The 23495-nt window shown below is 68.9% G+C and carries 25 protein-coding genes; 14 read left to right on the top strand and 11 right to left on the bottom strand.

Features of this window, described 5'->3' with window-relative positions; all coding sequences use genetic code 11:
• Positions 1 to 19 precede the first annotated feature (19 nt).
• Entirely contained in the window at positions 20 to 571 is a 552-nt protein-coding gene (pgsA, locus tag HRJ34_RS13795) for a CDP-diacylglycerol--glycerol-3-phosphate 3-phosphatidyltransferase (protein ID WP_012049779.1), read from the bottom strand.
• A 207-nt stretch (positions 572 to 778) separates the two neighbouring features.
• On the opposite strand from pgsA, the gene HRJ34_RS13790 reads away from it, so the two are divergent.
• Positions 779 to 2044: an MFS transporter gene (locus HRJ34_RS13790; RefSeq protein ID WP_030091078.1), complete on the top strand. Its 1266-nt coding sequence runs from the start codon at positions 779 to 781 to the stop codon at positions 2042 to 2044.
• A 228-nt stretch (positions 2045 to 2272) separates the two neighbouring features.
• Here HRJ34_RS13790 and HRJ34_RS13785 read toward each other — a convergent pair whose 3' ends face one another.
• A complete protein-coding gene (locus tag HRJ34_RS13785) occupies positions 2273 to 2728 on the bottom strand; it encodes a hypothetical protein (protein ID WP_029993695.1) in 456 nt (151 codons plus the stop codon).
• A 137-nt stretch (positions 2729 to 2865) separates the two neighbouring features.
• On the opposite strand from HRJ34_RS13785, the gene dinB reads away from it, so the two are divergent.
• Both dinB and HRJ34_RS13775 read left to right on the top strand, forming a co-directional pair.
• Positions 2866 to 3990: a DNA polymerase IV gene (gene dinB, locus HRJ34_RS13780; protein WP_226948785.1), complete on the top strand. Its 1125-nt coding sequence runs from the start codon at positions 2866 to 2868 to the stop codon at positions 3988 to 3990.
• A 33-nt stretch (positions 3991 to 4023) separates the two neighbouring features.
• On the top strand, positions 4024 to 4686 hold the full coding sequence (locus HRJ34_RS13775) for a DsbA family oxidoreductase (protein ID WP_208631519.1): 663 nt from the start codon (positions 4024 to 4026) through the stop codon (positions 4684 to 4686).
• Positions 4687 to 4692: 6 nt separating this feature from the next.
• Here HRJ34_RS13775 and HRJ34_RS13770 read toward each other — a convergent pair whose 3' ends face one another.
• The 5 genes from HRJ34_RS13770 to HRJ34_RS13750 are packed head-to-tail and all read right to left on the bottom strand — an operon-like array spanning position 4693 to position 9608.
• On the bottom strand, positions 4693 to 5697 hold the full coding sequence (locus HRJ34_RS13770) for an NAD(P)H-dependent flavin oxidoreductase (protein WP_208631518.1): 1005 nt from the start codon (positions 5695 to 5697) through the stop codon (positions 4693 to 4695).
• Positions 5694 to 6485, bottom strand: coding sequence for an enoyl-CoA hydratase/isomerase family protein (locus HRJ34_RS13765; protein ID WP_208631517.1), 792 nt, complete (start codon positions 6483 to 6485; stop codon positions 5694 to 5696). The genes HRJ34_RS13770 and HRJ34_RS13765 overlap by 4 nt, the downstream gene beginning before the upstream one ends.
• Positions 6482 to 7243, bottom strand: coding sequence for an SDR family NAD(P)-dependent oxidoreductase (locus tag HRJ34_RS13760; protein ID WP_012049786.1), 762 nt, complete (start codon positions 7241 to 7243; stop codon positions 6482 to 6484). Before HRJ34_RS13760 ends, HRJ34_RS13765 begins: the two co-directional genes overlap by 4 nt.
• A gap of 37 nt (positions 7244 to 7280) precedes the next feature.
• Complete coding sequence (locus tag HRJ34_RS13755) at positions 7281 to 8465, bottom strand: acetyl-CoA C-acyltransferase (protein ID WP_012049787.1); 1185 nt, start codon at positions 8463 to 8465, stop codon at positions 7281 to 7283.
• Positions 8466 to 8480: 15 nt separating this feature from the next.
• Positions 8481 to 9608: an acyl-CoA dehydrogenase family protein gene (locus HRJ34_RS13750; protein WP_208631516.1), complete on the bottom strand. Its 1128-nt coding sequence runs from the start codon at positions 9606 to 9608 to the stop codon at positions 8481 to 8483.
• Between the two features lie 68 nt (positions 9609 to 9676).
• Here HRJ34_RS13750 and HRJ34_RS13745 point away from each other — a divergent pair, with 68 nt between their 5' ends.
• Positions 9677 to 10300, top strand: a complete 624-nt coding sequence (locus HRJ34_RS13745) for a TetR/AcrR family transcriptional regulator (protein ID WP_012049789.1) — start codon at positions 9677 to 9679, stop codon at positions 10298 to 10300.
• A gap of 128 nt (positions 10301 to 10428) precedes the next feature.
• On the opposite strand, the gene HRJ34_RS13740 is transcribed toward HRJ34_RS13745, so the two are convergent.
• A complete protein-coding gene (locus HRJ34_RS13740) occupies positions 10429 to 11427 on the bottom strand; it encodes an inorganic phosphate transporter (RefSeq protein ID WP_012049790.1) in 999 nt (332 codons plus the stop codon).
• A 2-nt stretch (positions 11428 to 11429) separates the two neighbouring features.
• The gene (locus tag HRJ34_RS13735) at positions 11430 to 12545 is read right to left on the bottom strand and encodes a DUF47 family protein (RefSeq protein ID WP_029548781.1); all 1116 of its coding nucleotides are present in this window, start codon (positions 12543 to 12545) and stop codon (positions 11430 to 11432) included.
• 330 nt (positions 12546 to 12875) lie between these two features.
• Here HRJ34_RS13735 and HRJ34_RS13730 point away from each other — a divergent pair, with 330 nt between their 5' ends.
• From HRJ34_RS13730 to HRJ34_RS13710, 5 genes are all read left to right on the top strand, one after another.
• Positions 12876 to 13223, top strand: a complete 348-nt coding sequence (locus tag HRJ34_RS13730) for a UrcA family protein (RefSeq protein ID WP_016745828.1) — start codon at positions 12876 to 12878, stop codon at positions 13221 to 13223.
• A gap of 317 nt (positions 13224 to 13540) precedes the next feature.
• Positions 13541 to 14296 carry a trehalose-phosphatase gene (gene otsB, locus HRJ34_RS13725; protein WP_012049793.1) on the top strand — a complete coding sequence of 252 codons (756 nt, stop codon included), beginning with the start codon at positions 13541 to 13543 and terminating at the stop codon, positions 14294 to 14296.
• On the top strand, positions 14293 to 16089 hold the full coding sequence (locus HRJ34_RS13720) for a glycoside hydrolase family 15 protein (RefSeq protein WP_016745829.1): 1797 nt from the start codon (positions 14293 to 14295) through the stop codon (positions 16087 to 16089). Before otsB ends, HRJ34_RS13720 begins: the two co-directional genes overlap by 4 nt.
• A complete protein-coding gene (locus tag HRJ34_RS13715; protein WP_192812889.1) occupies positions 16086 to 17477 on the top strand; it encodes an alpha,alpha-trehalose-phosphate synthase (UDP-forming) in 1392 nt (463 codons plus the stop codon). The genes HRJ34_RS13720 and HRJ34_RS13715 overlap by 4 nt, the downstream gene beginning before the upstream one ends.
• A gap of 254 nt (positions 17478 to 17731) precedes the next feature.
• Positions 17732 to 18052, top strand: coding sequence for a DMT family transporter (locus HRJ34_RS13710; protein ID WP_208631515.1), 321 nt, complete (start codon positions 17732 to 17734; stop codon positions 18050 to 18052).
• A gap of 12 nt (positions 18053 to 18064) precedes the next feature.
• Here the strand turns inward: HRJ34_RS13710 and HRJ34_RS13705 are convergent, their stop codons facing one another.
• Both HRJ34_RS13705 and HRJ34_RS13700 read right to left on the bottom strand, forming a co-directional pair.
• Positions 18065 to 19573, bottom strand: coding sequence for a YifB family Mg chelatase-like AAA ATPase (locus HRJ34_RS13705; RefSeq protein ID WP_208631514.1), 1509 nt, complete (start codon positions 19571 to 19573; stop codon positions 18065 to 18067).
• 70 nt (positions 19574 to 19643) lie between these two features.
• Positions 19644 to 20144, bottom strand: a complete 501-nt coding sequence (locus HRJ34_RS13700; protein ID WP_012049798.1) for a DUF3251 domain-containing protein — start codon at positions 20142 to 20144, stop codon at positions 19644 to 19646.
• Between the two features lie 235 nt (positions 20145 to 20379).
• Here HRJ34_RS13700 and rpmH point away from each other — a divergent pair, with 235 nt between their 5' ends.
• The 5 genes from rpmH to yihA are packed head-to-tail and all read left to right on the top strand — an operon-like array spanning position 20380 to position 23493.
• Positions 20380 to 20514, top strand: a complete 135-nt coding sequence (rpmH, locus tag HRJ34_RS13695) for a 50S ribosomal protein L34 (RefSeq protein ID WP_012049799.1) — start codon at positions 20380 to 20382, stop codon at positions 20512 to 20514.
• Positions 20515 to 20531: 17 nt separating this feature from the next.
• A complete protein-coding gene (gene rnpA / locus HRJ34_RS13690) occupies positions 20532 to 20852 on the top strand; it encodes a ribonuclease P protein component (protein WP_016745833.1) in 321 nt (106 codons plus the stop codon).
• Positions 20849 to 21061, top strand: coding sequence for a membrane protein insertion efficiency factor YidD (gene yidD / locus HRJ34_RS13685; RefSeq protein ID WP_012049801.1), 213 nt, complete (start codon positions 20849 to 20851; stop codon positions 21059 to 21061). The genes rnpA and yidD overlap by 4 nt, the downstream gene beginning before the upstream one ends.
• A 39-nt stretch (positions 21062 to 21100) precedes the next feature.
• Entirely contained in the window at positions 21101 to 22834 is a 1734-nt protein-coding gene (gene yidC, locus HRJ34_RS13680; protein WP_012049802.1) for a membrane protein insertase YidC, read from the top strand.
• The gene (gene yihA, locus HRJ34_RS13675; RefSeq protein ID WP_012049803.1) at positions 22831 to 23493 is read left to right on the top strand and encodes a ribosome biogenesis GTP-binding protein YihA/YsxC; all 663 of its coding nucleotides are present in this window, start codon (positions 22831 to 22833) and stop codon (positions 23491 to 23493) included. The genes yidC and yihA overlap by 4 nt, the downstream gene beginning before the upstream one ends.
• Positions 23494 to 23495 lie beyond the last annotated feature (2 nt).

Below are 23495 nucleotides of genomic sequence, written 5' to 3'. Positions count from 1 at the left end.
GTTCCGGTCCGTGCCCCGCTCAGTCCATGTGCCGGATGCCGACGCGGAGATAGTCCCATCCGGTGATCAGCGTCAGCACCGCGGCGGCCCACAGGCTGAACAGGCCGACCTGTTCGATCCATGGCCATTCCGGCAGCGCGCCGCCCAGGATGATCGCGCCGAGCGAGACGAGCTGGAAGGTCGTCTTCCACTTGGCGAGCTGGCTGACCGGCACCGACACGCGCACCCCCGCCAGGAATTCGCGCAGGCCCGACACCGCGATCTCGCGCAGCAGGATGATCAGCGCGGCGATCGTCGCGAAGCCCGACACGTCGTCGGTCAGCACCAGCATCAGGATCACCGCCGCGACCATGATCTTGTCGGCGATCGGATCGAGGAAGACGCCCAGCTTGGACACCGTTCCCTGCGCGCGGGCGAGATAGCCGTCGAAATAGTCGGTGATCGCCATCAGCGCGTAGAGGCCGAAGGCGATCGCATAGTCGATCCTCCCCGGCTGGGGCCACAGCAGGAAGACCAGGATCGGCACCGCCAGGATGCGCGAAAGGGTGAGAATGTTCGGCAAGGTCAGCATTCTGACCAATGCTCTAGCGTGGATGGAGAAAAGAGATAAGCCCCCCTGCCGCACGATCGGGAATATCCCGGGCCGGCCGGCCGTAGATGGGCAGGGCGGTCATGGAACCGACACGCCCCGACGTTATCGGCTTGGACCTCGCAACGGCTATCGGCTATGGGGAGGCCCGAGCGATGCCTAGAAACCGATAAGGCGCAGAATTCCCGCATGACACCTTCTTTCCGGCTTCTCGCCAAGCGCCGGTTCCTGCCGTTGTTCACCACCCAGTTTCTGGGCGCCTTCAACGACAATCTGTTCCGCACCGCGATGATCATGCTGGTGATCTACCGCATCTACAACGATCCGGCGCAGGAAGCGGCCTTCTCGGCGGTGGCGGGCGGGCTGTTCATCCTGCCCTTCTTCCTCTTCTCGGCGCTGTCCGGCCAGCTCGCCGACTGCCACGACAAGGCGAAGATCATCCGCGTGGTGAAGACCGCGGAGATATTGATCATGATCGCGGGCGCGGGCGGGCTGCTGCTGGGCAACATCCCGCTGATGCTGCTGGCGCTGCTCTGCATGGGCGCCCACTCGACCTTCTTCGGGCCGATCAAATATGCGATCCTTCCCCAGCATCTCGACGACGACCAGGTGCTGCCCGGCACCGGCCTGGTCGAGGCGGGCACCTATATCGCGATCCTGGCGGGCACCATCGTCGGCGGCATGATCGCCGCCGAACATGCCGCGATCGGCGTGCTGCTGGTCGCCGCGATCGGCTGGGTGGCCGGGCGGCAGGTGCCCCCCGCGCCGCCGCTGACCCAGGACGCCGGGGTCGATTTCCATATCATCCGGTCGTCGATCAAGCTGGTGTCGGACACGATGCACGTCCGGCGGCTGTTCCTCGCCATCCTCGCGATCAGCTTCTTCTGGGCGCAGGGCACGATCCTCGCCGCGCAGTTCCCGCCGCTGGTCAAGAACGTGCTCGGCGCCAACCAGGACGTGGCGACGCTGTTCCTGGCGATCTTCTCGGTCGGCGTGGCGATCGGCTCGATCGCGATCAACCGCATCCTCGGCGGCACCGTCTCGGCGCGCTGCTCGCCGGTCGCGGCGCTGGTGATGGGCGCCTTCGTCTGCGACATGTGGTGGACCGCGCACAACTGGCCGGCGCCCGACGGCGCGCTGCGCCATTTCGCCGCCTTCATGGAGATGCCGGGGTCGGAGCGGGTGATGATCGACCTGCTCGGCATCGCCGTCGCCGGCGGCATGTTCGTCGTGCCGCTCTACGCTTTCCTGACCACCACCGTTGCGAAGGCGCAGACCGCGCGCACCGTGGCCGCCAACAACATCGTCAATTCGGGGGCGATGGTCGCCGCGACGCTGGTGCTGGCGTCGATGGTCCATATGGGCGTGTCGGTGGCGGAGACGCTGCTGATCGTCGCGGTGGCGAGCCTGGGGGCGTCCTACCTCGCCTGGAAGCTCCACAAGGCCTGCGACTGATATCGCGCGACTGATATCGCGCGACTGGCGCCGCGTCAGGGCAGCAGTGCGCTGAAAGCGATGATCCCCAGCACATAGGCGAGGATGAACAGGCGCAGGTCGTAGCGCCACCGCTCGCTGTTCGGATCGAATCGCATCGTCCCGATCATGCAGGATGGCGGCGTGGCCGGGAAGCCGCGCCGCCATCCGTTCCCGCCCGTCCCCGTCCCGCGAAGGGACGGGCAAGCCTCATCCGTTGACCGCTATGCCCGAGGTCTCCGCCGGCGCCTCGGCCCCGTTCTGGCCGCGGCCGCGGAAGCGGGTGATGTTGTCGCGGGCCTGGTCGATCCGCTCGTGCGCCATGGTCGACAGGTCGTCGGCCGCCTTGCGCAGCCGCTCGCCGCCGCTGTTGGCGGCGGCCTTCAGCCGGTCGCGGTTCATGAAGATCGCCACGCCCGCGGCGACGATGCCGGCGATGACGCCGGCCGCGATCGACAGGCTGGTCCGGTCGGTCGGCACCTTCCGGGCGGCGCGGGTCGCGCGGGTGCGGACCGAGCGGATCGCCGTCTTGGCTTCGTCGGTCAGCGCCTGGGCGCGCGGGGTGCGCTTGGCGGCAGTGGTCTTGGCGCCGCTGCCGGTCCGGCGGCGCGACGTCGAACGCGTGCCGCCCGAGCGCGAACGGGTCGTCGTGCTTTTGATGGCCATGGTCTCTCTCCATTGAAGACAGCGGAAAATATCTGGGGAAAACGCCACGCTTCCGGGCGGGTTCCGCTTCCTTCGGCCTCGCTGCGACGAATCCTCCGCTGGCAAGGACCGGCCGGTTGATGTATCTGCTTTGTTCCATGGAGCGGCCCGATCAGCCAGCGGATGGGGAGGAAAGCGGCGAAGGTGGCCGCAAGATCATCCATATCGACATGGATGCCTTCTACGCGTCGGTCGAACAGCGCGACGATCCGGCGCTGAAGGGCAGGCCGGTCGCGGTCGGCGGCACCCGCGAGCGCGGCGTCGTCGCGGCTGCGAGCTACGAGGCGCGGAAATATGGCGTGCGATCGGCGATGGCGTCGGCGCTGGCGCGGCGGCTGTGTCCCGACCTGCTCTTCGTCCGCCCGCGCTTCGAGGTCTATCGGGAGGTGTCGCGCCAGATCCACCTCATCTTCGCCGACTATACCGATCTGGTCGAGCCGCTGTCGCTCGACGAGGCCTATCTCGACGTCACCAACAACCATCAGGGCATCGCCACCGCGACCGAGGTCGCCCGCCAGATCCGCGCCCGCATCCGCGAGGAGACCGGGCTGACCGCCTCGGCCGGGGTCTCCTACAACAAGTTCATCGCCAAGCTCGCCTCCGACCATAACAAGCCCGACGGGCTGTGCGTCGTCCGGCCGGACCAGGGCCTGGCCTTCATCGCCATGCAACCGGTCGGGCGCTTCCATGGCGTCGGGCCGGTGACGGCGACGCGGATGGAGAAATTGGGCATCCACACCGGCGCCGACCTGCGCCGGTGCAGCCGCGAATTCCTGGGGCAGCAGTTCGGCAAGTCGGGCGACTATTTCTACCTTGCCGCCCGCGCGATCGATCATCGCGCGGTGCGGCCCGATCGGGTGCGCAAGTCGATCGGGTCGGAGAACACCTTCTTCCACGATCTCTATTCGCACGAGGACCTGGCGGCGGCGCTGCTCGAATCGAGCGAGTCGGTCGCCCGCCATGCCGAGCGGACCGGCAAGGCGGGGCGGACGATCTCGATCAAGCTGCGCTATTCCGACTTCCGGACCCTCACCCGCGCCCGCACCCTGCCCGCGCCGGTCGCCGACGCGGCGCGCATCCAGGAGGTGGCGCTCGCGCTGCTCGCACCGCTCGAACCGGTCGCGCTCGGCGTCCGCCTGCTCGGCGTCACCCTGTCGAGCCTCGGCGAGGGGGACGACGAGATGGTGGTGACGGCCGAGCAATTGGCGCTCGCCTTCGAATGACTATATAGGGGTCCCCAGCGAGAGGACGCCGCCATGGCCACCCCGATCAAGATCGACTTCGTCTCCGACATCTCCTGCCCATGGTGCGTCATCGGGCTGCGCGGGCTGGAACAGGCCATCGAGCGGACCGGCGGCGAACTGGCGGCCGAGATCCATTTCCAGCCGTTCGAGCTCAACCCGGCGATGGCGAAGGAGGGCGAGAATCTCGCCGAGCACGTCGCCCATAAATATGGCTCGACCCCCGAGCAGTCGGCCGCGACGCGCGAGATGATCCGCGACCGCGCCGCGCAGGTCGGCTTCGCGATCAACCATGGCCCCGACAGCCGCATCTACAACACCTTCGACGCGCACCGCCTGCTCCACTGGGCGGGCACGCTCGGCGGCGAGCGGCAGCGGGCGCTCAAGCATGCGCTGTTCGAATCCTATTTCACCGAGCAGCGCGACCCGTCCGACCGCGCCGTGCTGATCGACGCGGCGACGGAGGCCGGGCTGGACCGCGACGAGGCCGCCGCGGTGCTCGCCTCGGACCGCTACGCCGCCGAGGTGCGCGATGCCGAGCATCTGTGGCAGCGGCGCGGGGTCCATTCGGTGCCGGCGATCATCGTCGACGACCGCTACCTGATCTCCGGCGGCCAGCCCGCCGACGTGTTCGAGCAGGCGTTGCGCTCGATCGCGGCGGAGAAGGCCCCGGCCTGACTCGGTTCAGGCGACGGCTTGCCGCGCGTCGTCGCGGGAGAGCATGCCCGCCAGGCGATCGGCGATGATCCCCCCGGCCTCGGCCATGATCCGGTCGATCAGCTCCTTGCAGGTCGGAATGTCGTGGATCAACCCCTGGACCTGTCCGGCCCAGACGAGGCCCGCGTCCAGGTCGCCGGTCCGCAGCGCCTCGCGGCCCTTGATGCCCGAGACATAGGGGCGGATATCCTCGAACACCGCGTCGGGCCGGGCCGAGATCTCGACCACCTTGTCCGACACCGCGCTCTTCGCGACCCGCGCGGTATTGTGGAACTTGCGGAAGATCAGGTTGGTCCCACGCTCGTCATTGGCGACGATGAAGCGCTTGATATCGTCGTGGATCGGCGCCTCGACCGTGGCGCAGAAGCGGGTGCCCATGTTGATCCCCTCGGCCCCCAGCGCCAGCGCGGCGGCGAGGCCGCGTCCGTCGCCGAAGCCGCCGCTGGCGATCATCGGTATCCTGACCTTGTCGGCCGCCGCCGGGATCAGGATCAGGCCGGGAATGTCGTCCTCGCCAGGATGGCCGGCGCATTCGAAGCCGTCGATCGAGATCGCGTCGACCCCCATCCGCTCGGCCGACAGCGCGTGACGGACGGCGGTGCATTTGTGGATCACCTTGATCCCATGCGCCTTGAATTCGTCGACATGCTCCTGCGGCTTGTGGCCGGCGGTTTCGACGATGGTGATGCCGCTGTCGATGATCGCGCGGCGATACTCGGCATAGGGCGGCGGGCTGACCGAGGGCAGGATCGTCAGGTTCACCGCGAAGGGCTTGTCGGTCATCGACCGGCAGCGGTCGATCTCGCGGCGCAGGTCGTCCGGCGTCGGCTGGGTCAGCGCGGTGAGGATGCCGAGCCCGCCGGCGTTGGAGACCGCGGCCGCCAACTCGGCATAGCCGACCCACATCATGCCGCCCTGGACGATCGGATGCTCGATGCCGACCAGTTCGGTGAAGCGGGTGCGCAGGGTCATCGGCCACCTGTGAAATCGGGTTTGCGCTTGGCGAGGAAGGCTGCGACGCCCTCCCGTCCGTCACGGCCGGAGATCGCGGAGGCGATCCCGCGCGCTTCCAGTTCGAGATGCGTTTCCCAGCTATTGGCGTAGGAATCGAGAAGCAAGGCGCGGACCGAACCGATCGCATATGTGGCGGACGCCGCCAGCTTCGCGGCGATCGCGGCGCCCTCGGCGGCGAGGGCGTCGTCGTCGACGGCGCGGGTGATCAGGCCCATCGCCTCCGCCTCCTCGGCGCCGACCTTGCGGTTGGTGAGGATGATCTCCTGCGCGCGGCGCAGACCGACGAGGCGCGGCAGCAGCCAGGTCAGCCCGCCGTCGGGCGACACGCCGAGCATGCCATAAGCCGGCGTGAAGCTGGCCGAGCGGGCCATCAGCACCACGTCGCCGCTCAGCGCCATGCCGTAGCCCGCGCCGGCGGCGGGGCCGTTGACGATGGTGACCAGCGGCTTGCTCATCCGGGCGAGGTGCGACATCGCCAGATGCAGGGTGCTGGCGAGTTCGGCCGTGGCGGCGGCGGTCTTGTCGCCCGCGCCGGCCATATAGGCGACGTCGCCGCCCGCGCAGAACAGCCGGCCCGCGCCGGTCAGCGTGACGCAGCGGATCGCCGGATCATGTTCGCAGTCGAGCGCGGCGGCGACCAGCGCGCGGGCGAGGTCGATGTCGAGGGCGTTCGCCGCTTCGGGGCGGTTGAGGGTGAGCTTCGCGACCGCGCCCTCGCGCTCGACGAGCAGGTTGGCGGCGCTCATCGCGGCGCCATCCGGATCGCGCCGTCGAGGCGGATCGTCTCGCCGTTGAGCATCGGGTTCCTGAGGATGCTCTCGACCAGCATCGCATATTCGGCAGGGTCGCCGAGCCGGCTGGGGTGCGGCACCTGCTGGCCCAGCGAGTCCTGCGCCGCTTGCGGCAGGCCCTTCATCATCGGGGTCATGAAGATGCCGGGAGCGATCGTCATCACCCGGACCTTGTGCTGGGCGAGGTCGCGCGCGGCGCACAGGGTGAGGCCTGCGACGCCGGCCTTGGACGAGGCATAGGCCGCCTGGCCGACCTGTCCGTCGAACGCGGCGACCGAGGCGGTGTTGACGATCACGCCGCGCTCCTCGCCGATCGGATCGGCGGTGACCAGCCGGGCGGCGAATTTCGACAGCGTGTTGAAGGTGCCGATCAGGTTGATCTCGATCACCTTGCGATAGAGGTCGAGCGCGTGGGGGCTGCCGTCCTTGGCGACGATGCGCGCGGGCGGGGCGATGCCGGCGCAGTTGACCAGGACGCGGGCGATGCCGTGCCTGGCCTCGGCCTCGGCGATGCCGGCGGCGACGCTGGCGTCGTCGGCGACGTTGACCGCGACGAAATGGCCGCCGATCTCGGCCGCCGTCTTCGCGCCGTCATCAGCGTTGAGGTCGAAGATCGTCACCCTGGCGCCGTTGGCGGCGAGCATCCGGGCGGTTTCCCCGCCCAGGCCCGACGCGCCGCCGGTGACGATCGCGGCTATGCCCTTCAGTTCCATTCAGCATTCCCCTTCCTGCGCCGCCATGGCGGCTGCATCAGACCAGTTCGACCGCCATCGCCGTCGCTTCGCCCCCGCCGATGCAGAGGCTGGCGACACCGCGCTTCAGCCCGCGATTCTGCAGCGCGGCGAGCAGGGTGGCCAGCACCCGCGCGCCGCTGGCGCCGATCGGGTGGCCGAGCGCGCAGGCGCCGCCGTTGACGTTCAGCTTCTCGGCCGGAATGTTCAAGTCCTTGGCGGCGATCATCGCGACCACGGCGAAGGCCTCGTTGACCTCGAACAGGTCGACGTCGTCGACGGTCCAGCCGGCCCTGGCCAGCGCCTTGCGGATCGCCGGCACCGGCGCGGTGGTGAACAGGCCGGGCTCATGCGCATGGGCGGCGTGGCCGGTGACCTTCGCCACGACCGGCAGGCCGAGCTTCTCGGCGACGCTCTGCCGGGTCATCACCAGCGCGGCGGCGCCGTCGGAGATCGACGAGGCGTTGGCGGCGGTGATCGTGCCGTCCTTGGCGAAGGCGGGCTTCAGCGTCGGGATCTTGTCGGGGCGGGCCTTGCCGGGCTGCTCGTCGCGCTCGACCACGGTGGCGCCGCCGCGCGTCTCGATGGTGACGGGGACGATCTCGCGGTCGAAGGCGCCGCTCTCGATCGCGGCGTTGGCCCGGCTCAGCGAGCGGATCGCATAGTCGTCCTGCGCCTCGCGGGTGAGCTGATAGTCGCGCGCCGAATCCTCGGCGAAGGCGCCCATCAGCTTGCCCGGCGTATAGGCGTCCTCGAGCCCGTCGAGATACATCGAGTCCTTGACGACGTCATGGCCGATGCGCGCGCCCGAACGGTGCTTGGCGAGCAGATAGGGGGCGTTGGACATGCTCTCCATGCCGCCCGCGACGATGATGTCGGCGCTGCCGGCGGCGAGCGCGTCGTGCGCCATGATCGCCGCCTGCATGCCCGATCCGCACATCTTGTTGACGGTGGTCGCCTCGACCGAGCGCGGCAGGCCGGCGCCGAGCGCCGCCTGCCGCGCCGGGGCCTGGCCGAGGCCGGCGGGCAGCACGCAGCCCATGAAGATCTGTTCGACCTTGTCGGCGTCGACGCCGGCGCGCTCGACCGCGGCCTTGACCGCGGCGGCGCCGAGCTGGGTCGCCGACGCGCCCGCGAGCGCGCCCTGGAAGCCGCCCATCGGCGTGCGGGCATAGGAGGCGATGACGACGGGATCGGTGCTCATGCTGATATCCTCTGATTACAGGGCGCGGGCGATCACCATCCGCTGGATGTCGGATGTGCCCTCGTAGATCTGGCAGACGCGGACGTCGCGATAGATTTTCGCGAGCCCGAATTCCTCAAGATAGCCGTAGCCGCCCAGCGTCTGGATCGCGCCCGAGACGATCGCCTCGGCCGCTTCGGACGCGAACAGCTTCGCCATCGACGCTTCCTTGAGGCAGGGCAGCCCCGCATCCTTGACGCTCGCCGCGTGGAGGACGAGCTGGCGCGCCGCTTCCAGCCGGGTGGCGAGGTCGGCGAGGCGGAAGCCGACCGCCTGGTGCTCGATGATCGGCTTGCCCATGCTGCGGCGGTCGCGGGCATAGGCGACCGCGATCTCCAGCGCCGCCTGCGCCATGCCGACGCACTGCGCGGCGATGCCGATGCGGCCCTGCTCGAGATTGGCGAGGGCGATGTTATAGCCGCGCCCCTCGGCGCCGAACAGCAGCCCGTCCTCGACGAACAGGTCGTCGAAGCGGATCGCGCAGGTGTCGGACGCCGCCTGGCCCAGCTTGTGCTCGACCTTGTCGACAGCATAGCCGGGGCTGTCGGTGGGGACGAGGAAGGCGGAGATGCCCTTCTTGCCCGCCGCCGGATCGGTCACCGCGAAGACCATCGCCACCCCGGCGATCTTGCCCGATGTGATGAACTGCTTGGCGCCGTTCAGCACCCAGCCGCCCTCGGCCCGCGTCGCGCGGGTGCGCAGCGCGGCGGCGTCGGAGCCGGCGTCGGCCTCGGTCAGCGCGAAGGCGCCGATCATCCGCCCGCCGATCAGGTCGGGCAGGAAGCGCGCCTTCTGCGCCTCGCTGCCTTCCTTCAGCAGGCCGCCGACCAGCAGGCTGTTCTGGATCGAGACGATCGTCGACAGCGCGCCGTCGGCCGCCGCGATCTCGATCAGCGACAGCGCGTAGGAGACATAGTCGGCCCCGCCGCCGCCGGCCGCCTCCGGCGCGACCATGCCGAGCAGGCCGAGTCCCGCCAGCTCCTCGAACAGGCCGGCGGGGTAGCCGCCCGCCGCCTCGAACGCCTGGCTGCGCGGGCGGATCTGCTCCTGCGCGAAGGCGCGCACCGCCTCCTGGATCGCGGACTGGGTCTCGGAAAGAATCATGGAACCTCGGCGAACAGGTTACTCATGGGTATATTGATTGCTCACCGGTTTTCTGTCAATGCTCGGCGATGGATATCGAGGCTCCGGCATCCCCGTTCCGAACCCGCGAGCAGAAGGCGGAGGAGCGTTCGGCGAAGCGCCAGGCGCTGCTGATCGCGGCGGTGCGGATGTTCAACGAGCGCGGCTATCACGCGACCCTGCTCGAGGACGTGGCGGCGAGCCTCGGCGTGTCGAAGCCGACCATCTACCATTATCTCGGCAACAAGGAGCGGGTGCTGCTCGAATGCATCGCGCTCGGCATCGAGCATTATCATCGCGCGATCGACGAGGCGCGGGAGGCGCCGGGCAGCGGCCTCGACCGGCTGCGCCATTTCCTGCGCGCCTATGCCCGCGCCAACATGGACGATTTCGGCCGCTGCGTGATCCGCACCGGCCCGGAGCCGCTGTCGCCCGAGGGCCGGAAGAGCCTGCGCGAGGGCAAGCGCGGGATCGACGCGGCGATGCGCGCCTTCATCGAGGAGGGCATCGCCGACGGCTCGATCGCGCCGACCGATTCGAAGCTGCTGGGCTTCACCCTGGCGGGCGCGCTCAACTGGCCCGCGCGCTGGCACGTCCCCGGCGGCGAGCTGAGCGCCGAGGAACTGGCGCGCCGCATGGTCGACATGCTGACCGCCGGCCTGGCGCCGCGCTGATCACGTTTATCGGTCGCCTTCCTTCGTCATTCCCGCGAAAGCGGGAATCCACGGTCGCGGGACGCTGTTTGACGCGAGGTGCCGCCGTCCATGGATTCCCGCTTTCGCGGGAATGACGATAAGGGGAGCTAGAACAGCCCCGCCAGCAGGTAGAAGCCCGCGCCGAACGCGGCGGCGGCGGGGAGGGTGACCACCCAGGCGACGACGATGCTGCTGGCGACGTTCCAGCGCACCGCCGACAGGCGCCGCGACGAGCCCACGCCGACGATCGCGCCGGTGATGGTGTGGGTGGTCGACACCGGCACGCCCAGCCAGGTCGCGGTGAACAGGGTGATCGCGCCGCCGGTCTCCGCGCAGAAGCCCTGCGCCGGGGTCAGGCGGGTGATCTTCGATCCCATGGTGTGGACGATCTTCCACCCGCCCGCGAGCGTGCCGAGGCCCATCGCCGCCTGGCAGCTGATCACCACCCAGAAGGGGACGTGGAAGGCGCCGCCGAGCAGGCCCTGCGAATAGAGCAGCACGGCGATGATCCCCATCGTCTTCTGCGCGTCGTTGCCGCCATGGCCGAGCGAGTAGAGCGAGGCCGAGATGAGCTGCAGCCGGCGGTAGCGCTTGTCGGCGGCGCCCGGCGTGCTGCGCACGAACACCCAACTCGTGATCAGCACCAGCAGCAGCGCGAGGACGAGGCCGATCGTCGGCGACAGCACGATCGCGAAGCTGGTCTTGAGCACGCCCGACCAGACGATCGAGCCCACCCCGGCCTTGGCCGTGCCCGCGCCGAGCAGGCCGCCGATCAGGGCGTGGCTGGACGAGGAGGGGATGCCGAGCAGCCAGGTGATCAGGTTCCAGCTGATCGCCCCCATCAGCGCGCCGAAGATCACATGCGCGTCGATGATGTCGGCATGGACGATCCCCTTGCCCACCGTCTCGGCGACGTGGAGGCCGAAGAACAGGAAGGCGATGAAGTTGAAGAAGGCCGCCATCGCCACCGCCTGGTGCGGCTTGAGCACGCGGGTCGACACCACCGTCGCGATCGAGTTCGCCGCATCGTGCAGGCCGTTCAGGAAGTCGAACGCCAGCGCGATGGCGATCAGCCCGACCAGCAGCGGGAAGGAGATGATTTCCATGGTCAGGCGTGGTCGAGCACGAGGCCCTGGATCTCGTTGGCGACATCCTCGAAGGCGTCGGTGATCTTTTCGAGATGGCTGTAGATCTCGCGGCCGATGATGAAGGCCATCGGCGACTTGTCGCCCTTCGCCTTGAACAGCGTCTTGAGGCCGGCGGCGTGGATCTCGTCGGCATGGCCTTCCAGCCGGACGATCCGCTCGGTCAGGCTGTGCAGCCGCCCGGCGTTGCGGCCGAGGTCGCGCAGCAGCGGCATCGCGTCGGCGGTGATCCGCGCCGCCTCGACGATCAGCCCGGCCATGTCGCGCATCTGCGGCTCGAACTCCTGGACCTCGTAGAGGGTGATCGCCTTGGCGGTCTGGTTCATCTGGTCGATCGCGTCGTCCATCGATCCGATCAGGCTGGTGATCGCGGTGCGGTCGAACGGGGTGATCAGCGTCTTGCGGACGTCGACCAGCACGTCGCGGATGATGTCGTCCGCCTCATTCTCCCGGTCGAAGATCTCTTGGCTGTGGAGCGGCATGTCGGGCCCGCCCTGCAGCAGCCGGCCGAGCGCGTCGGAGGCGGCGACGGTCAGCGCCGCGTGCGCCTCGAACTGCTCGAAGAAGCTGCCCTGCTTGGGCAGCAATGCCTGGAACCAGCGCACGATGGTGAACCTTTCTGCTGTATGGCGGCGGGTGGCCGTGACCACCCGTTCGGCAAGGCCGGGATTCCAGACCGGCGGGGTGAACCCGGCCAGGATGTCGCGAAGCTCCTCCTCGTCGACCGCGGCGGCCGCGCCCTGGGGCGTGAACCAGCGCAGCTCGCGCTCGTCCTTTTCCGGCCAGCTGTCGAGCTGGGTGGTCACCGAGAAGGGGAAGATGTCGACCGTCGCGGGGCGCGACGTGCCGTTGCGGCGCTGCTTGCGATATTGATAGGTGCCGATCGCATAGGGGCAGGCGATGCCGACCAGGCCCGCTTCCTCATAGGCCTCGTGGCTTGCCGCCTCGTGGCTTTTCAGGCCCTTGATCCGGTTGCCCTTGGGCAGCACCCAGCGCTTCGTCTCGCGCGAGGTGATCAGCAGGACCTCGGTCTGGCCCGCTTCGGTGGTGCGATAGGGCAGGACGGCGATCTGGCGAATGGTGCGAATCCCCCGGGCGTACCGGGGCTCCCTACAAATATGACAATTTCGTTGCAATGCGCTGTTGGCGATTCGGGTCCTTCGCCGTCGATCGATCGCCCCTCCATGCCCTTCCTGTCGTTCGTCGACCGCCAGCGGACGTTCGTCGGCCGAAATCGACCTTTGTGGAGAGGGCGGCGCGGTCGGTCGAAGCGTCGATGCGGGTCAACGGTCCTTGGCATAGTTGGTTGCTCAACGGCGGTTCGGAAGCAAGCCCGGGACGCCGCGGAACAGGGATTTTCACCGGACGAAGGTCGCCACCCCCGTCCGGCGCACAACAGGAGACACGACATGACCCGTTCGACCAAGATCATCGCCGCCCTCGCCGCCGCCCTCGCCACCAGCGGCACCGTCGCCTTCCCGGCCTATGCGGCCGAAGCGGGCAAGGTCTCGGCGGTCAGCTATGCCGACCTCGACCTCGCCAGCACCGACGGCGCGGCCTCGCTGAAGAAGCGGGTGGAGCGCGCGGCCCGCGACGTCTGCACCTTCGAGGGCGACCGTTCGCTCGACGGCGCGATGGAAGCCAAGGCCTGCGCCAAGGTCGCCGCCGCCCGGGCGATGCCCCAGGTCGAACTGGCGCTGGCCAAGGCCGGCACCCAGCTCGCCGACAACGGCCGGATCACCGTCGCGGCCCACTGATCCTACACGGCCGGAGCCAGCCCGGTCCCCACCTAGCCTCCCGGGAATCCCCCAAGCCACCTGACCCCCCGGGAGGCACCGCCTTACACGCGGCCGGACTGGCAATTTCCACCGCGTGGGACGCACCCTCGGGTTCCCTTGCCCGGGGGTGCTTTCCGTTTCCGCCCGGCTTTTCCGACGCATCCGCGCCATGAATTCGTGGCCGGAACGGAACCCAGGCCGGTTTCCGCGCGTCCTTCCCGCAGTTCACCCCGGCCGATGACCGGTCCGTCCATGGCCGGTTGATTCCACGGCTGTTATTGCGGCGAGGAAATGAAATGCTGTCCCGGTCCCATCAGCCGGCGCTTGCGCCCCCGCCGGCGATCGATCCAGCGAGCCATAGTCTTTTCGTCGATTTCGACGGGACGCTGGTGCCGCTCGTCGATCATCCGGAACTGGTGCGCGCCGACGCCGAACTGGTCGAGCTGCTGACGACGCTGCACCGGCGTTTCGCCGGGCGGGTCGCGCTGGTCAGCGGCCGATCGATCGCCCAGCTCGACCAGATGGTCGGGCCGATCGCCGCCGGGATCGCCCTCGCCGGCAGCCATGGCGCCGAGGTGCGCCGCGACGGCCGGCTGATCGAGCCGCCCAGGCCCGAGGGGCTCGACGGCGCGATCGCCGACGTCCGGCTGTACGGCGCCGGCCATCCCGAGATGATCATCGAGGAGAAGAGCCACGGCGTGGCGATGCACTATCGCGTCGCGCCGATCCTGGAGGAACCGGTCAAGCGCCGCGCCCAGGCGATCGCCGAGCGCCACGGCCTGATCGTCCAGCCCGGCAAGATGATGGTCGAGCTGCGCGGCGCCGGCTGGAACAAGGGCGAGGCGGTCGAGGCGCTGATGGCCGAGCCGCCGATGGCAGGCAGCCGCCCCGTCGTGATCGGCGACGACCTGACCGACGAGCCCGCGCTCGCGGTGGCGGGCGCGATGGGGGGCTTCGGCGTGCTGGTCGGCCCCGGCCGCGAGAGCGCCGCGCTCTACGGCCTCGCCGACGTCGGGTCGGTGCGCCGCTGGCTGTGGGAGGTCGCCGCGTGACCGCGACGCTCGACCTCTGGCCGATCGGCAATTGCCAGGCGTCCGCACTGGTCGACCGCGCCGGGCGCTTCGTCTGGGCCTGCGTGCCGCGGGTCGACGGCGATCCGGTGTTCTGCTCGCTGCTCGACGACAATGTGCCGGCGGCGCCGGGCGCGCGCGGCTTCTGGGAGATCGACCTGGAGGACTGCGCCGAGACCCGGCAGGACTATATCCGCAACACCCCGATCCTCGTCACCCATCATGTCGACGCGGCCGGCAACGCGATCGAGGTGGTCGACTTCTGCCCGCGCTTCTTCCGCCACGGCCGGATGTACCGCCCGGTCGCCTTCTGCCGGATCGTCCGCCCCACCGCGGGCAGCCCGCGCATCCGCGTCCGGCTGCGTCCCGCGCACGACTGGGGCGGCGGCGATCCCGAACGGACGCGCGGGTCGAACCATATCCGCTACATATTGAGCGAGACGACCCTGCGGCTGTCGACCTCGGCGCCGGTCGGCTGGCTCGAGAGCGAGCGGCTGTTCCGGGTCGAACGGCCGCTCCACTTCTTCCTCGGCCCCGACGAGAGCTTCGTCGGCGACATCGGCGACACGCTCGACACCATGCTCGAACACACCGCGCACGAATGGCGCCGCTGGGTCCGGGCGCTGGCCACCCCGGTCGAATGGCAGGACGCGGTGATCCGCTCGGCGATCACCCTCAAGCTGTGCCAGCACGAGGAGACCGGCGCGATCGTCGCGGCGCTCACCACCTCGATCCCCGAACATGCCGATTCCCAGCGCAACTGGGACTATCGCTACTGCTGGATCCGCGACGCCTATTACACCGTGCAGGCGCTCAACCGGCTCGGCGCGCTCGACGTGCTGGAAAGCTATCTCGAATATCTGCGCAACATCGTCGACAACGCCAAGGGCGGCCATATCCAGCCTCTCTACGGGGTCGGCGGCGAGGCGACCCTGGTCGAGGGCGTCGCCCCCGCGCTCAACGGCTATCGCGGCATGGGACCGGTCCGCATCGGCAACCAGGCCTATGAGCAGGTCCAGCACGACGCCTATGGCCAGATCATCCTGTCCAACGCGCAGGCCTTCTTCGACCAGCGGCTCTACCGCATGGCCGGCGAGGAGGATTTTCGCGCGCTGGAGAAGGTCGGGGAGCGCGCCTGGCAGGTCCATGACCAGCCCGATGCCGGGCTGTGGGAATTGCGCACCAAGAGCTATGTCCACACCTATTCGGTGGCGATGTGCTGGGCGGCCTGCGACCGGCTGGCCAACGCGGCCGAGGCGCTGGGGCTGGGGGAGCGGGCCGGTTTCTGGCGCGCGCGCGCCGACGCCATCCGCGAGCGGATCGAGACCGACGCCTGGCGGGAGGAGACGCAGCGCATCTCCGCGACCTTCGATGGCGACGATCTCGACGCCAGCCTGATCCAGCTGCTCGACCTGCGCTTCGTCAAGCCGGGCGACGAGCGCTTCCAGGGCACGCTGCGCGCAGTCGAGGACGGGCTGCGGCGCGGGTCGCACATGCTGCGCTACGCGACCGAGGACGATTTCGGTCTGCCGCACACCGCGTTCAACATGTGCACCTTCTGGCTGATCGAGGCGTTGTGGCTCACCGGGCGGACCGATGATGCGAGGGAATTGTTCGAAGAGATGCTGTCGCGCCGCACCCGGGCCGGGCTGTTGTCCGAGGATATCGATCCGGCGACGGGCGAGCTGTGGGGCAATTATCCGCAGACCTATTCGCTGGTCGGCCTGATCAACTGCGCCGCGTTGCTCAGCAAGCCGTGGAGTTCGGTGCGATGAGCCGGCTCGTCATCGTCTCCAACCGGGTGCAGCCGCCGATCGGCGAAGGCGGCAGCGGCGGGCAGGGCGGCCTCGCGGTCGCGCTGTCGGCGGCGCTGCGCGAATCGAGCGGTATCTGGTTCGGCTGGTCGGGCGAGACCACCGAGCAGTTCACCGGCCATATCAACCTGCAGCGCAATTTCGGCGTCACCACCGCGACGATCGACCTCGAGGAGCAGGACGTCGACGAATATTATAACGGCTATGCCAACCGGACGCTGTGGCCGCTGTTCCACTACCGGATGGACCTGGCCGAGTTCGAGAGCGGCTTCGCCGAGGGCTATGAACGGGTCAACCAGCGCTTCGCCGAGACGCTCGAGCCGCTGATCGAGGCCGACGACCTCGTCTGGGTCCACGACTATCACATGTTCCCGCTCGGCCAGTATCTGCGCGACCGGGGGATTGCGAACCGGATCGGCTTCTTCCTCCACATTCCCTGGCCGCCCTATCGGCTGCTGCTGTCGCTGCCCAACCACCGCCAGCTCGCCGAGACGCTGTTCGCCTATGACGTGGTCGGTTTCCAGACGCGCGATTCGCTCGACAGCTTCCGCGACTATGTCATCCAGGAAATGGGCGGTTCGTTCGGCGAGGACGGGCGGATCATCGTCGGCGATCGTTCGATCATCGCGATTCATTGTCCGATCGGCATCGACACCGACAATTTCGTCGAGGCGACCCGGTCGACCGCCGCGCGCCATGCCCATCACCGGATGCGGGAGAGCGCCAACGGCCGCGAGATGATCATCGGCGTCGATCGGCTCGATTATTCGAAGGGGTTGCAGGAACGCTTCCTCGGCTATGAGCGGCTGCTCCAGCAGAACGAGAAGATCCATGGCGAGGTCTTCCTGCTGCAGATCGCGCCGCCGTCGCGCAGCGACGTCCAGAGCTACCAGGAGATCCGGGCCTCGCTCGATTCGCTGTCGGGGCGGATCAACGGCGCCTATGCCGATGTCGAATGGGTGCCGATCCGCTACGTCAATCGCGGCTATCCGCGCGACCGGCTGGCCGGCATCTATCGCGCCGCCAGGATCGGCCTCGTCACCCCGCTGCGCGACGGGATGAACCTGGTCGCCAAGGAATATGTCGCCGCGCAGGACCCGGAGGACCCCGGCGTGCTGATCCTCTCCCGCTTCGCCGGCGCGGCCGAGCAGCTCACCGAGGCGCTGCTGATCAATCCCTACAGCGCCGAGGAGATCGCCGACGCGATCGAGCAGGCGCTGGCGATGCCGCTGGAGGAGCGCCAGGCGCGCTGGCGCGCCTGCATGGACAATGTCGAGAAGGAGGACGTGATGTGGTGGCGCCGCCGCTTCACCGCCGCGCTCGAAGCAGTGACGCAGTCGGCGGCGTGAGTCCGGCCTCCGGCTTCGAGCACGTCATCCTGACGAAAGTCAGGATCCATTGCCGCTCCATCGAGATGGAGCCGGGGCGTTGCGGTTCTGGATCCCGGATCAAGTCCGGGATGACGATGGAAAAACCGCTTCGTCCATCTCTTGACCCCCGGCGCCGCCATCCCTAGCTGGGCGGTGCGAGGCCACGTCCTCCCCCGCGCCCGCGGGTCTCAAGTCCGGGACGGCCCGGCAGCCCTTTGAAGAAGGAGGCTGCCATGGCCTGGGTGTTTCTGATCGTCGCCGGTGGACTGGAGGTCGTCTGGGCCTTCTTCATGAAGCAGTCCGAAGGCTTCACGCGTCCGTTGCCGGCCGCCATCACCATCGTCGCGATGATCGCCAGCTTCGCCCTGCTGTCCTGGTCGATGCGGTCGCTGCCGCTCGGCACCGCCTATACGATCTGGACCGGCATCGGCGCGGTCGGCGCCTTCCTGGTCGGCATCATCGTGCTGGGCGAACAGGCGAATGCCATGCGGATCGCCGCCGCGCTGCTGATCGTCGGCGGGCTGGTGCTGATGAAGCTGTCGTCGCAGGGATAGACGCCGGCGCGGTCAACTGACCGGCGTCCGACGTCGATAGCTCAGCGCCTCGGCGATATGGACGCGCTGGACTGTTTCCGATCCGGCCAGGTCGGCCACCGTCCGGCTTACCCGCAGCACCCGGTGATAGCCGCGCGCCGAGAGGCGCATCGCCTCGGCGGCCTGGGCGAGCAGCTTGCGGCCGGCGTCGTCGGGGGTGGCGACCGCGTCGAGCAGCTCGCCGTCGGCCTCGGCGTTGGTGCGGGCGCCGTGCGCGGCGTAGCGCTCGGTCTGGAGCGCGCGGGCGGCGGCGACGCGGGTGGCGACCTCGGCCGAGCCCTCGGCGGGCGGCGGCAGGACGAGATCGGCGGCGCTGACCGCGGCGACCTCGACATGGAGGTCGATGCGGTCGAGCAGCGGCCCGGACAGCTTAGCCTGATAGTCGGCCGCGCATTTCGGCGCGCGCGAGCAGGCGAGGGCGGGGTCGTCCATATGGCCGCAGCGGCACGGGTTCATCGCCGCGACGAGCTGGACGCGCGCCGGGAAGGTGACGTGCGCATTGGCGCGCGCGACCGAGACCTTGCCGGTTTCGAGCGGCTGGCGCAGCGAATCGAGCACCGCGCGCTGGAACTCGGGCAACTCGTCGAGGAACAGCACGCCGAGATGGGCGAGGCTGACCTCGCCCGGCCGCACCTTGATCCCGCCGCCGACCAGCGCCGCCATCGACGCCGAGTGATGCGGCGCGCGGAACGGGCGGGCGCGGATCAGCCGGCCGTCCTGCAATTCGCCCGCGACCGAGGCGACCATCGACACTTCGAGCGCCTCGGCGGGCGTCAGATCGGGCAGGATGCCGGGGAGGCAGGCGGCCATCAGCGACTTGCCGGCGCCGGGCGGGCCGCTCATCAGCAGATTATGACCTCCGGCGGCCGCGATCTCCAGCGCGCGCTTGGCGGTTTCCTGCCCCTTCACCTGCTTCAGGTCGGCCAGCGGCGCGACGGCCTCGGCGCTGCCGGGCAGCGGCGGGGTCAGCGGGGCGCCGCCCTTGAAATGGCCGATCAGCGACAGCAGGTCGGGCGCGCCGATCACCTCGATCGTGCCGGCCCAGGCGGCTTCGGGCCCCTGCGCCGCCGGGCATACCAGCCCGAGGTCGCGTTCGGAGGCATGGAGCGCGGCGAGCAATACGCCGGGCGCGGGCGCGACCCGGCCGTCGAGCCCCAGCTCGCCGACCACGACATAGGCGGCCAGCGTCTCGGCATCGATCACCCCCATCGCGCCGAGCAGGCCCAGCGCGATCGGCAGGTCGTAATGCGATCCCTCCTTGGGCAGGTCGGCGGGCGACAGGTTCACCGTGATCCGCTTGGGCGGCAGCGCGAGGCCGATCGCCGACAGCGCGGCGCGGACCCGCTCGCGGCTTTCGGCCACCGCCTTGTCGGGCAGGCCGACGACGATGAAGGCGGGCATGCCCGGCGCGACCTGCACCTGCACCTCGACCGCACGGGCCTCCAGCCCGAGAAACGCGACCGTCGCGACATGCGATACCATCAACCAGCCCCCGATGTTCGCGGACTGTTCTAGAATCGTTACGCTGCCATCGCAACGGCCGGGTCGTGCGTCACTGGCTCAGCAGGTCGACCGTGCCGTTGTCGAAGCCCGAGACGCGCACCCAGCCGAGCTGGGTCGGCGGCACGCCGGCGAGGTCGACCGTATATTGCTTCCAGCTTCCGGGCGGCAGCGGCTCGGGCGCGGTGAACAGCAGCGACTGCGTGCTGGTTGCTGCCATCGGCAGGCCCTTGGCGTCGTTGGAGCCCCATTCGATCTTGGCCTTGAGCCCGCTCAGCCGGGCCGCGGTCGGGTTGCCGAAGTCGAGCACGACGCGCGATCCGCTGGCATAGGGCTCGATATTGGCGATCGCGACGGCGATCCGCCCCATGTCGCCGTCGATCATGCTGTAGCCGCTGCCGCCGGGCTTCAGCGTGATCGCCTTGTGCGCGTCGGCGGCCTGCTCGACCTTGGCGAGGCGGGCCTCGATCGTCTTCAGCCGCTCCTCGGTCTTCGACCCGCAGGCGGTCAGCGCGGGCAGCAGCATCAGCATGCAGAGGGTGGTAGGACGCATTTCATACTCTCCCGGATGGTCATCGGCGTTCCGAACGTCCGTGAAACGAAAAGGAGCCATCGTCCGTAACGAAAACCTGTTCCCGCCATCCATGCCCGAGGGAAATGGCATGAAACTGCGGTGGCCGGTACGGCCGGCGATTGACTCATCCGGCCCTTTTGCCTAAGCGCGCTCCCGATATGTGGCTGCCGCATTGTTCGGCGGCCCCTTTTGTTTTGGATTTGAGGCAGAGACGATGAAGCGCACTTTCCAGCCGAGCAACCTGGTCCGCAAGCGGCGCCACGGCTTCCGTTCGCGCAGCGCCACCCCCGGTGGCCGCAAGGTGCTGGCGGCCCGCCGCGCGCGCGGCCGCAAGAAGCTGTCGGCCTGACCGGGACTCCCTACGCGGTGCTCCAGCGCCGCGCGGATTTTCTCGCGGCCAATGGCGGCAGGCGGGCGCCGATGCCCGGTTTCGTCCTGCTCGTCCGGCCACGGGGCGATGATGATCCGGTCATGCGCCTCGGCATCACCGTCACCAAGAAGATCGGCAACGCGGTCGTCCGCAACCGCGTGAAGCGACGCTTCCGCGCGCTCGCGCGCGAGCTGTTGCCGGTCGCGGGCATCGCGGGCGCCGATCATGTGCTGATCGGCCGCGCCGGCGGAGTCGAGCGCGATTTCGCGCAGCTCCGCGCTGAACTGCTCAAGGCGCTCGGCAAGATCGCACGATGATCGGCCGGCTCATCATCCTGCTCGCCAGGGCCTGGCAGATGGGCCCGTCGCTGGTCCTTCCCCCCACCTGTCGCTATGTACCGAGCTGTTCGGCCTATACGATCGAGGCCGTCTCGCGCTATGGCGCGCTCAAAGGCGGGTGGCTGGGGTTCCGCCGGATCTGCCGATGCCACCCCTGGGGTGGGTCGGGTTTCGATCCGGTGCCCTGATCGCCAATCTGATCATCCAAGGAATTCCGGGAGTTTTTGGTGGAAAACCAGCGCAACATGATCCTCGCGATCGTCCTGTCGGCGCTCGTCCTGTTCGGATGGCAGTTCCTCGGTGATCGTTTCTTCCCGCCCGCCAAGCCGCCGGTGACGAAGATCGAGGGCGGCCAGGAGAAGGTTCTTCCCCAGCCCGGCGCCGATCCGGCGGCCGCCGGCCCCAAGGCGATTCGCGCCCGCGCGGCGGTGCTGCGCGAGACCCCGCGCGTCGCGATCGACACGCCGAAGCTCGCCGGCTCGATCAACCTGAAGGGCGCGCGGATCGACGACCTAGTGCTCAAGGCCTATCGCGAGACCGTCGCGAAGAACGCGCCGCCGATCCGCCTGCTCTCGCCGCTCGGCTCGCCCGCGGCCTATTATGCCGGCTTCGGCTGGACCGGCGACGGCGTCGACGCGCCGGGCCCCAACACCGTCTGGACCGCGAGCGGCACGGCGCTGACGCCCGAGACGCCGGTGACGCTGAGCTGGACCAACACGCGCGGCCAGCGCTTCGAGACCGTCATCGCGGTCGACCGCGACTATATGTTCACGATCACCCAGAAGCTGGTCAACGGCGGCGCGGGCGCCGTCGCGGCGCGGCCCTATGGCCTGATCTCGAAGGACGGCGTGTCGAAGGACCCGTCGAGCTGGACGCTCCACACCGGCCCGATCGGCGTGTTCAACGATGCCGCCAATTACGACCTCAGCTTCAAGAAGCTCGACGAGGCGGGCCAGCCCGGCATCCGCTTCGCCAGCACCGGCGGCTGGCTGGGCTTCGGCGACAAATATTGGCTGACCGCGCTGGTCCCCGACAGCAAGGCGTCGGTCGACGCCGGCTTCCTGTCGACGGCGCCGCAGGTCTACCAGGCGGTCGAGAGCGGCCGCGCGCTGGTGATCGCGCCGGGCCAGGCCGGCTCGGTCTCGCAGCGCTTCTTCGCGGGCGCCAAGGAAGTGGCGCTGCTCGACCGCTACGAGAATGACCAGGGCGTGCCGCTGTTCAGCCGTGCGATCGACTGGGGCTGGTTCCGCGTGCTCGAGAAGCCGATCTTCTGGGTGCTCGACCAGGTGTTCAAGCTGGTCGGCAATTTCGGCGTCGCGATCATCATCCTCACCTTCCTGGTGCGCGGCCTGATGTTCCCGATCGCGCAGAAGCAGTTCCGCTCGATGGCCGGCATGCGCCGCGTCCAGCCGAAGATGAAGGAGCTGCAGGAGCGGCTGAAGGACGACAAGCCGCGCCTCCAGCAGGAGCTGCTCAAGCTCTACCAGGAGGAGAAGGTCAATCCGCTCGCGGGCTGCCTGCCGATCCTCGTCCAGATCCCGGTCTTCTACGCGCTCTACAAGGTGCTGATGGTGACGATCGAGATGCGGCACCAGCCCTTCGTGCTGTGGATTCGCGACCTGTCGGCGCCCGATCCGCTGCACGTCCTCAACCTGTTCGGGCTGCTCGACTTCACCCCGCCGGCGTTCCTCGGCATCGGCGTGCTGGCGCTGCTGCTCGGCGTGTCGATGTGGCTGCAGTTCAAGCTCAATCCGCAGCCGATGGACGACGCGCAGAAGCAGGTGTTCGCGCTGATGCCGTGGATCATGATGTTCATCATGGCGCCGTTCGCGGCCGGCCTGCTGATCTACTGGGTCACCTCCAACTTCCTGACGATCGCGCAGCAGGCGTGGCTCTATCGCCAGCATCCGGTCGAGCCGGTGCCGGCCTCCGCCACCACCATCGTCGCGAAAAAGAAGTGAGCGAGCCCGACGACTTCGAGACGCTGGTCGAGCCCGCGCGCAAGCTGTTCGCGGGCCCGGTCTCGTTCCTGAAGTCGGCCCCGGATCTCCGCTATCTGCCCGATCCGGTCGCGCCCGAGGTCGCCTTCGCCGGGCGCTCGAACGTCGGCAAGTCGTCGCTGCTCAACCGGCTGACCAACCGGGTCGGCCTCGCGCGCACGTCGAACACGCCGGGCCGCACGCAGGAGCTCAACTTCTTCGACGTCGGCGCGGACGAGGAGGGCGGCGTCCCGGCGCTGCGCCTCGTCGACATGCCGGGCTACGGCTTCGCCAAGGCGCCCAAGGACATCGTCCGCAAATGGCGCCATGTCGTGAACGACTATCTGCGCGGCCGGGTCGTGCTGCGCCGCGCGCTGGTGCTGATCGACAGCCGCCACGGCATCAAGGACGTCGACCGCGAGATCATGGAGATGCTCGACAAGGCGGCGGTGACCTATCACCTCGTCCTGACCAAGGCCGACAAGATCAAGGCCAGCGAGCTCGCCGCCGTCACCGAGCGGACGGCCGCCGAGGCGCGCACCCATGTCGCCGCCCATCCCCGGCTGCTGGTCACGTCGAGCGAGAAGGACATGGGGATGGCCGAGCTGCGCGCGGCGATCCTCGACGCGATCAGGTCCTGATC

It is taken from the genome of Rhizorhabdus wittichii (genome assembly GCF_017607425.1).
GTDB lineage: Bacteria > Pseudomonadota > Alphaproteobacteria > Sphingomonadales > Sphingomonadaceae > Rhizorhabdus > Rhizorhabdus wittichii.
The sequence above is the reverse complement of the archived record's forward strand: the minus strand, read 5'-3'. Positions and strand labels throughout refer to the sequence as shown.

Bases quoted from the DNA above. Each gene is read 5' to 3' on its own strand.
- pgsA (WP_012049779.1), bottom strand. From the start codon at position 571: ATGCTGACCTTGCCGAACATTCTCACCCTTTCGCGCATCCTGGCGGTG.
- HRJ34_RS13790 (WP_030091078.1), top strand. From the start codon at position 779: ATGACACCTTCTTTCCGGCTTCTCGCCAAGCGCCGGTTCCTGCCGTTG.
- HRJ34_RS13785 (WP_029993695.1), bottom strand. From the start codon at position 2,728: ATGGCCATCAAAAGCACGACGACCCGTTCGCGCTCGGGCGGCACGCGT.
- dinB (WP_226948785.1), top strand. From the start codon at position 2,866: ATGGAGCGGCCCGATCAGCCAGCGGATGGGGAGGAAAGCGGCGAAGGT.
- HRJ34_RS13775 (WP_208631519.1), top strand. From the start codon at position 4,024: ATGGCCACCCCGATCAAGATCGACTTCGTCTCCGACATCTCCTGCCCA.
- HRJ34_RS13770 (WP_208631518.1), bottom strand. From the start codon at position 5,697: ATGACCCTGCGCACCCGCTTCACCGAACTGGTCGGCATCGAGCATCCG.
- HRJ34_RS13765 (WP_208631517.1), bottom strand. From the start codon at position 6,485: ATGAGCGCCGCCAACCTGCTCGTCGAGCGCGAGGGCGCGGTCGCGAAG.
- HRJ34_RS13760 (WP_012049786.1), bottom strand. From the start codon at position 7,243: ATGGAACTGAAGGGCATAGCCGCGATCGTCACCGGCGGCGCGTCGGGC.
- HRJ34_RS13755 (WP_012049787.1), bottom strand. From the start codon at position 8,465: ATGAGCACCGATCCCGTCGTCATCGCCTCCTATGCCCGCACGCCGATG.
- HRJ34_RS13750 (WP_208631516.1), bottom strand. From the start codon at position 9,608: ATGATTCTTTCCGAGACCCAGTCCGCGATCCAGGAGGCGGTGCGCGCC.
- HRJ34_RS13745 (WP_012049789.1), top strand. From the start codon at position 9,677: ATGGATATCGAGGCTCCGGCATCCCCGTTCCGAACCCGCGAGCAGAAG.
- HRJ34_RS13740 (WP_012049790.1), bottom strand. From the start codon at position 11,427: ATGGAAATCATCTCCTTCCCGCTGCTGGTCGGGCTGATCGCCATCGCG.
- HRJ34_RS13730 (WP_016745828.1), top strand. From the start codon at position 12,876: ATGACCCGTTCGACCAAGATCATCGCCGCCCTCGCCGCCGCCCTCGCC.
- otsB (WP_012049793.1), top strand. From the start codon at position 13,541: ATGCTGTCCCGGTCCCATCAGCCGGCGCTTGCGCCCCCGCCGGCGATC.
- HRJ34_RS13715 (WP_192812889.1), top strand. From the start codon at position 16,086: ATGAGCCGGCTCGTCATCGTCTCCAACCGGGTGCAGCCGCCGATCGGC.
- HRJ34_RS13710 (WP_208631515.1), top strand. From the start codon at position 17,732: ATGGCCTGGGTGTTTCTGATCGTCGCCGGTGGACTGGAGGTCGTCTGG.
- HRJ34_RS13705 (WP_208631514.1), bottom strand. From the start codon at position 19,573: ATGGTATCGCATGTCGCGACGGTCGCGTTTCTCGGGCTGGAGGCCCGT.
- HRJ34_RS13700 (WP_012049798.1), bottom strand. From the start codon at position 20,144: ATGCGTCCTACCACCCTCTGCATGCTGATGCTGCTGCCCGCGCTGACC.
- rpmH (WP_012049799.1), top strand. From the start codon at position 20,380: ATGAAGCGCACTTTCCAGCCGAGCAACCTGGTCCGCAAGCGGCGCCAC.
- yidD (WP_012049801.1), top strand. From the start codon at position 20,849: ATGATCGGCCGGCTCATCATCCTGCTCGCCAGGGCCTGGCAGATGGGC.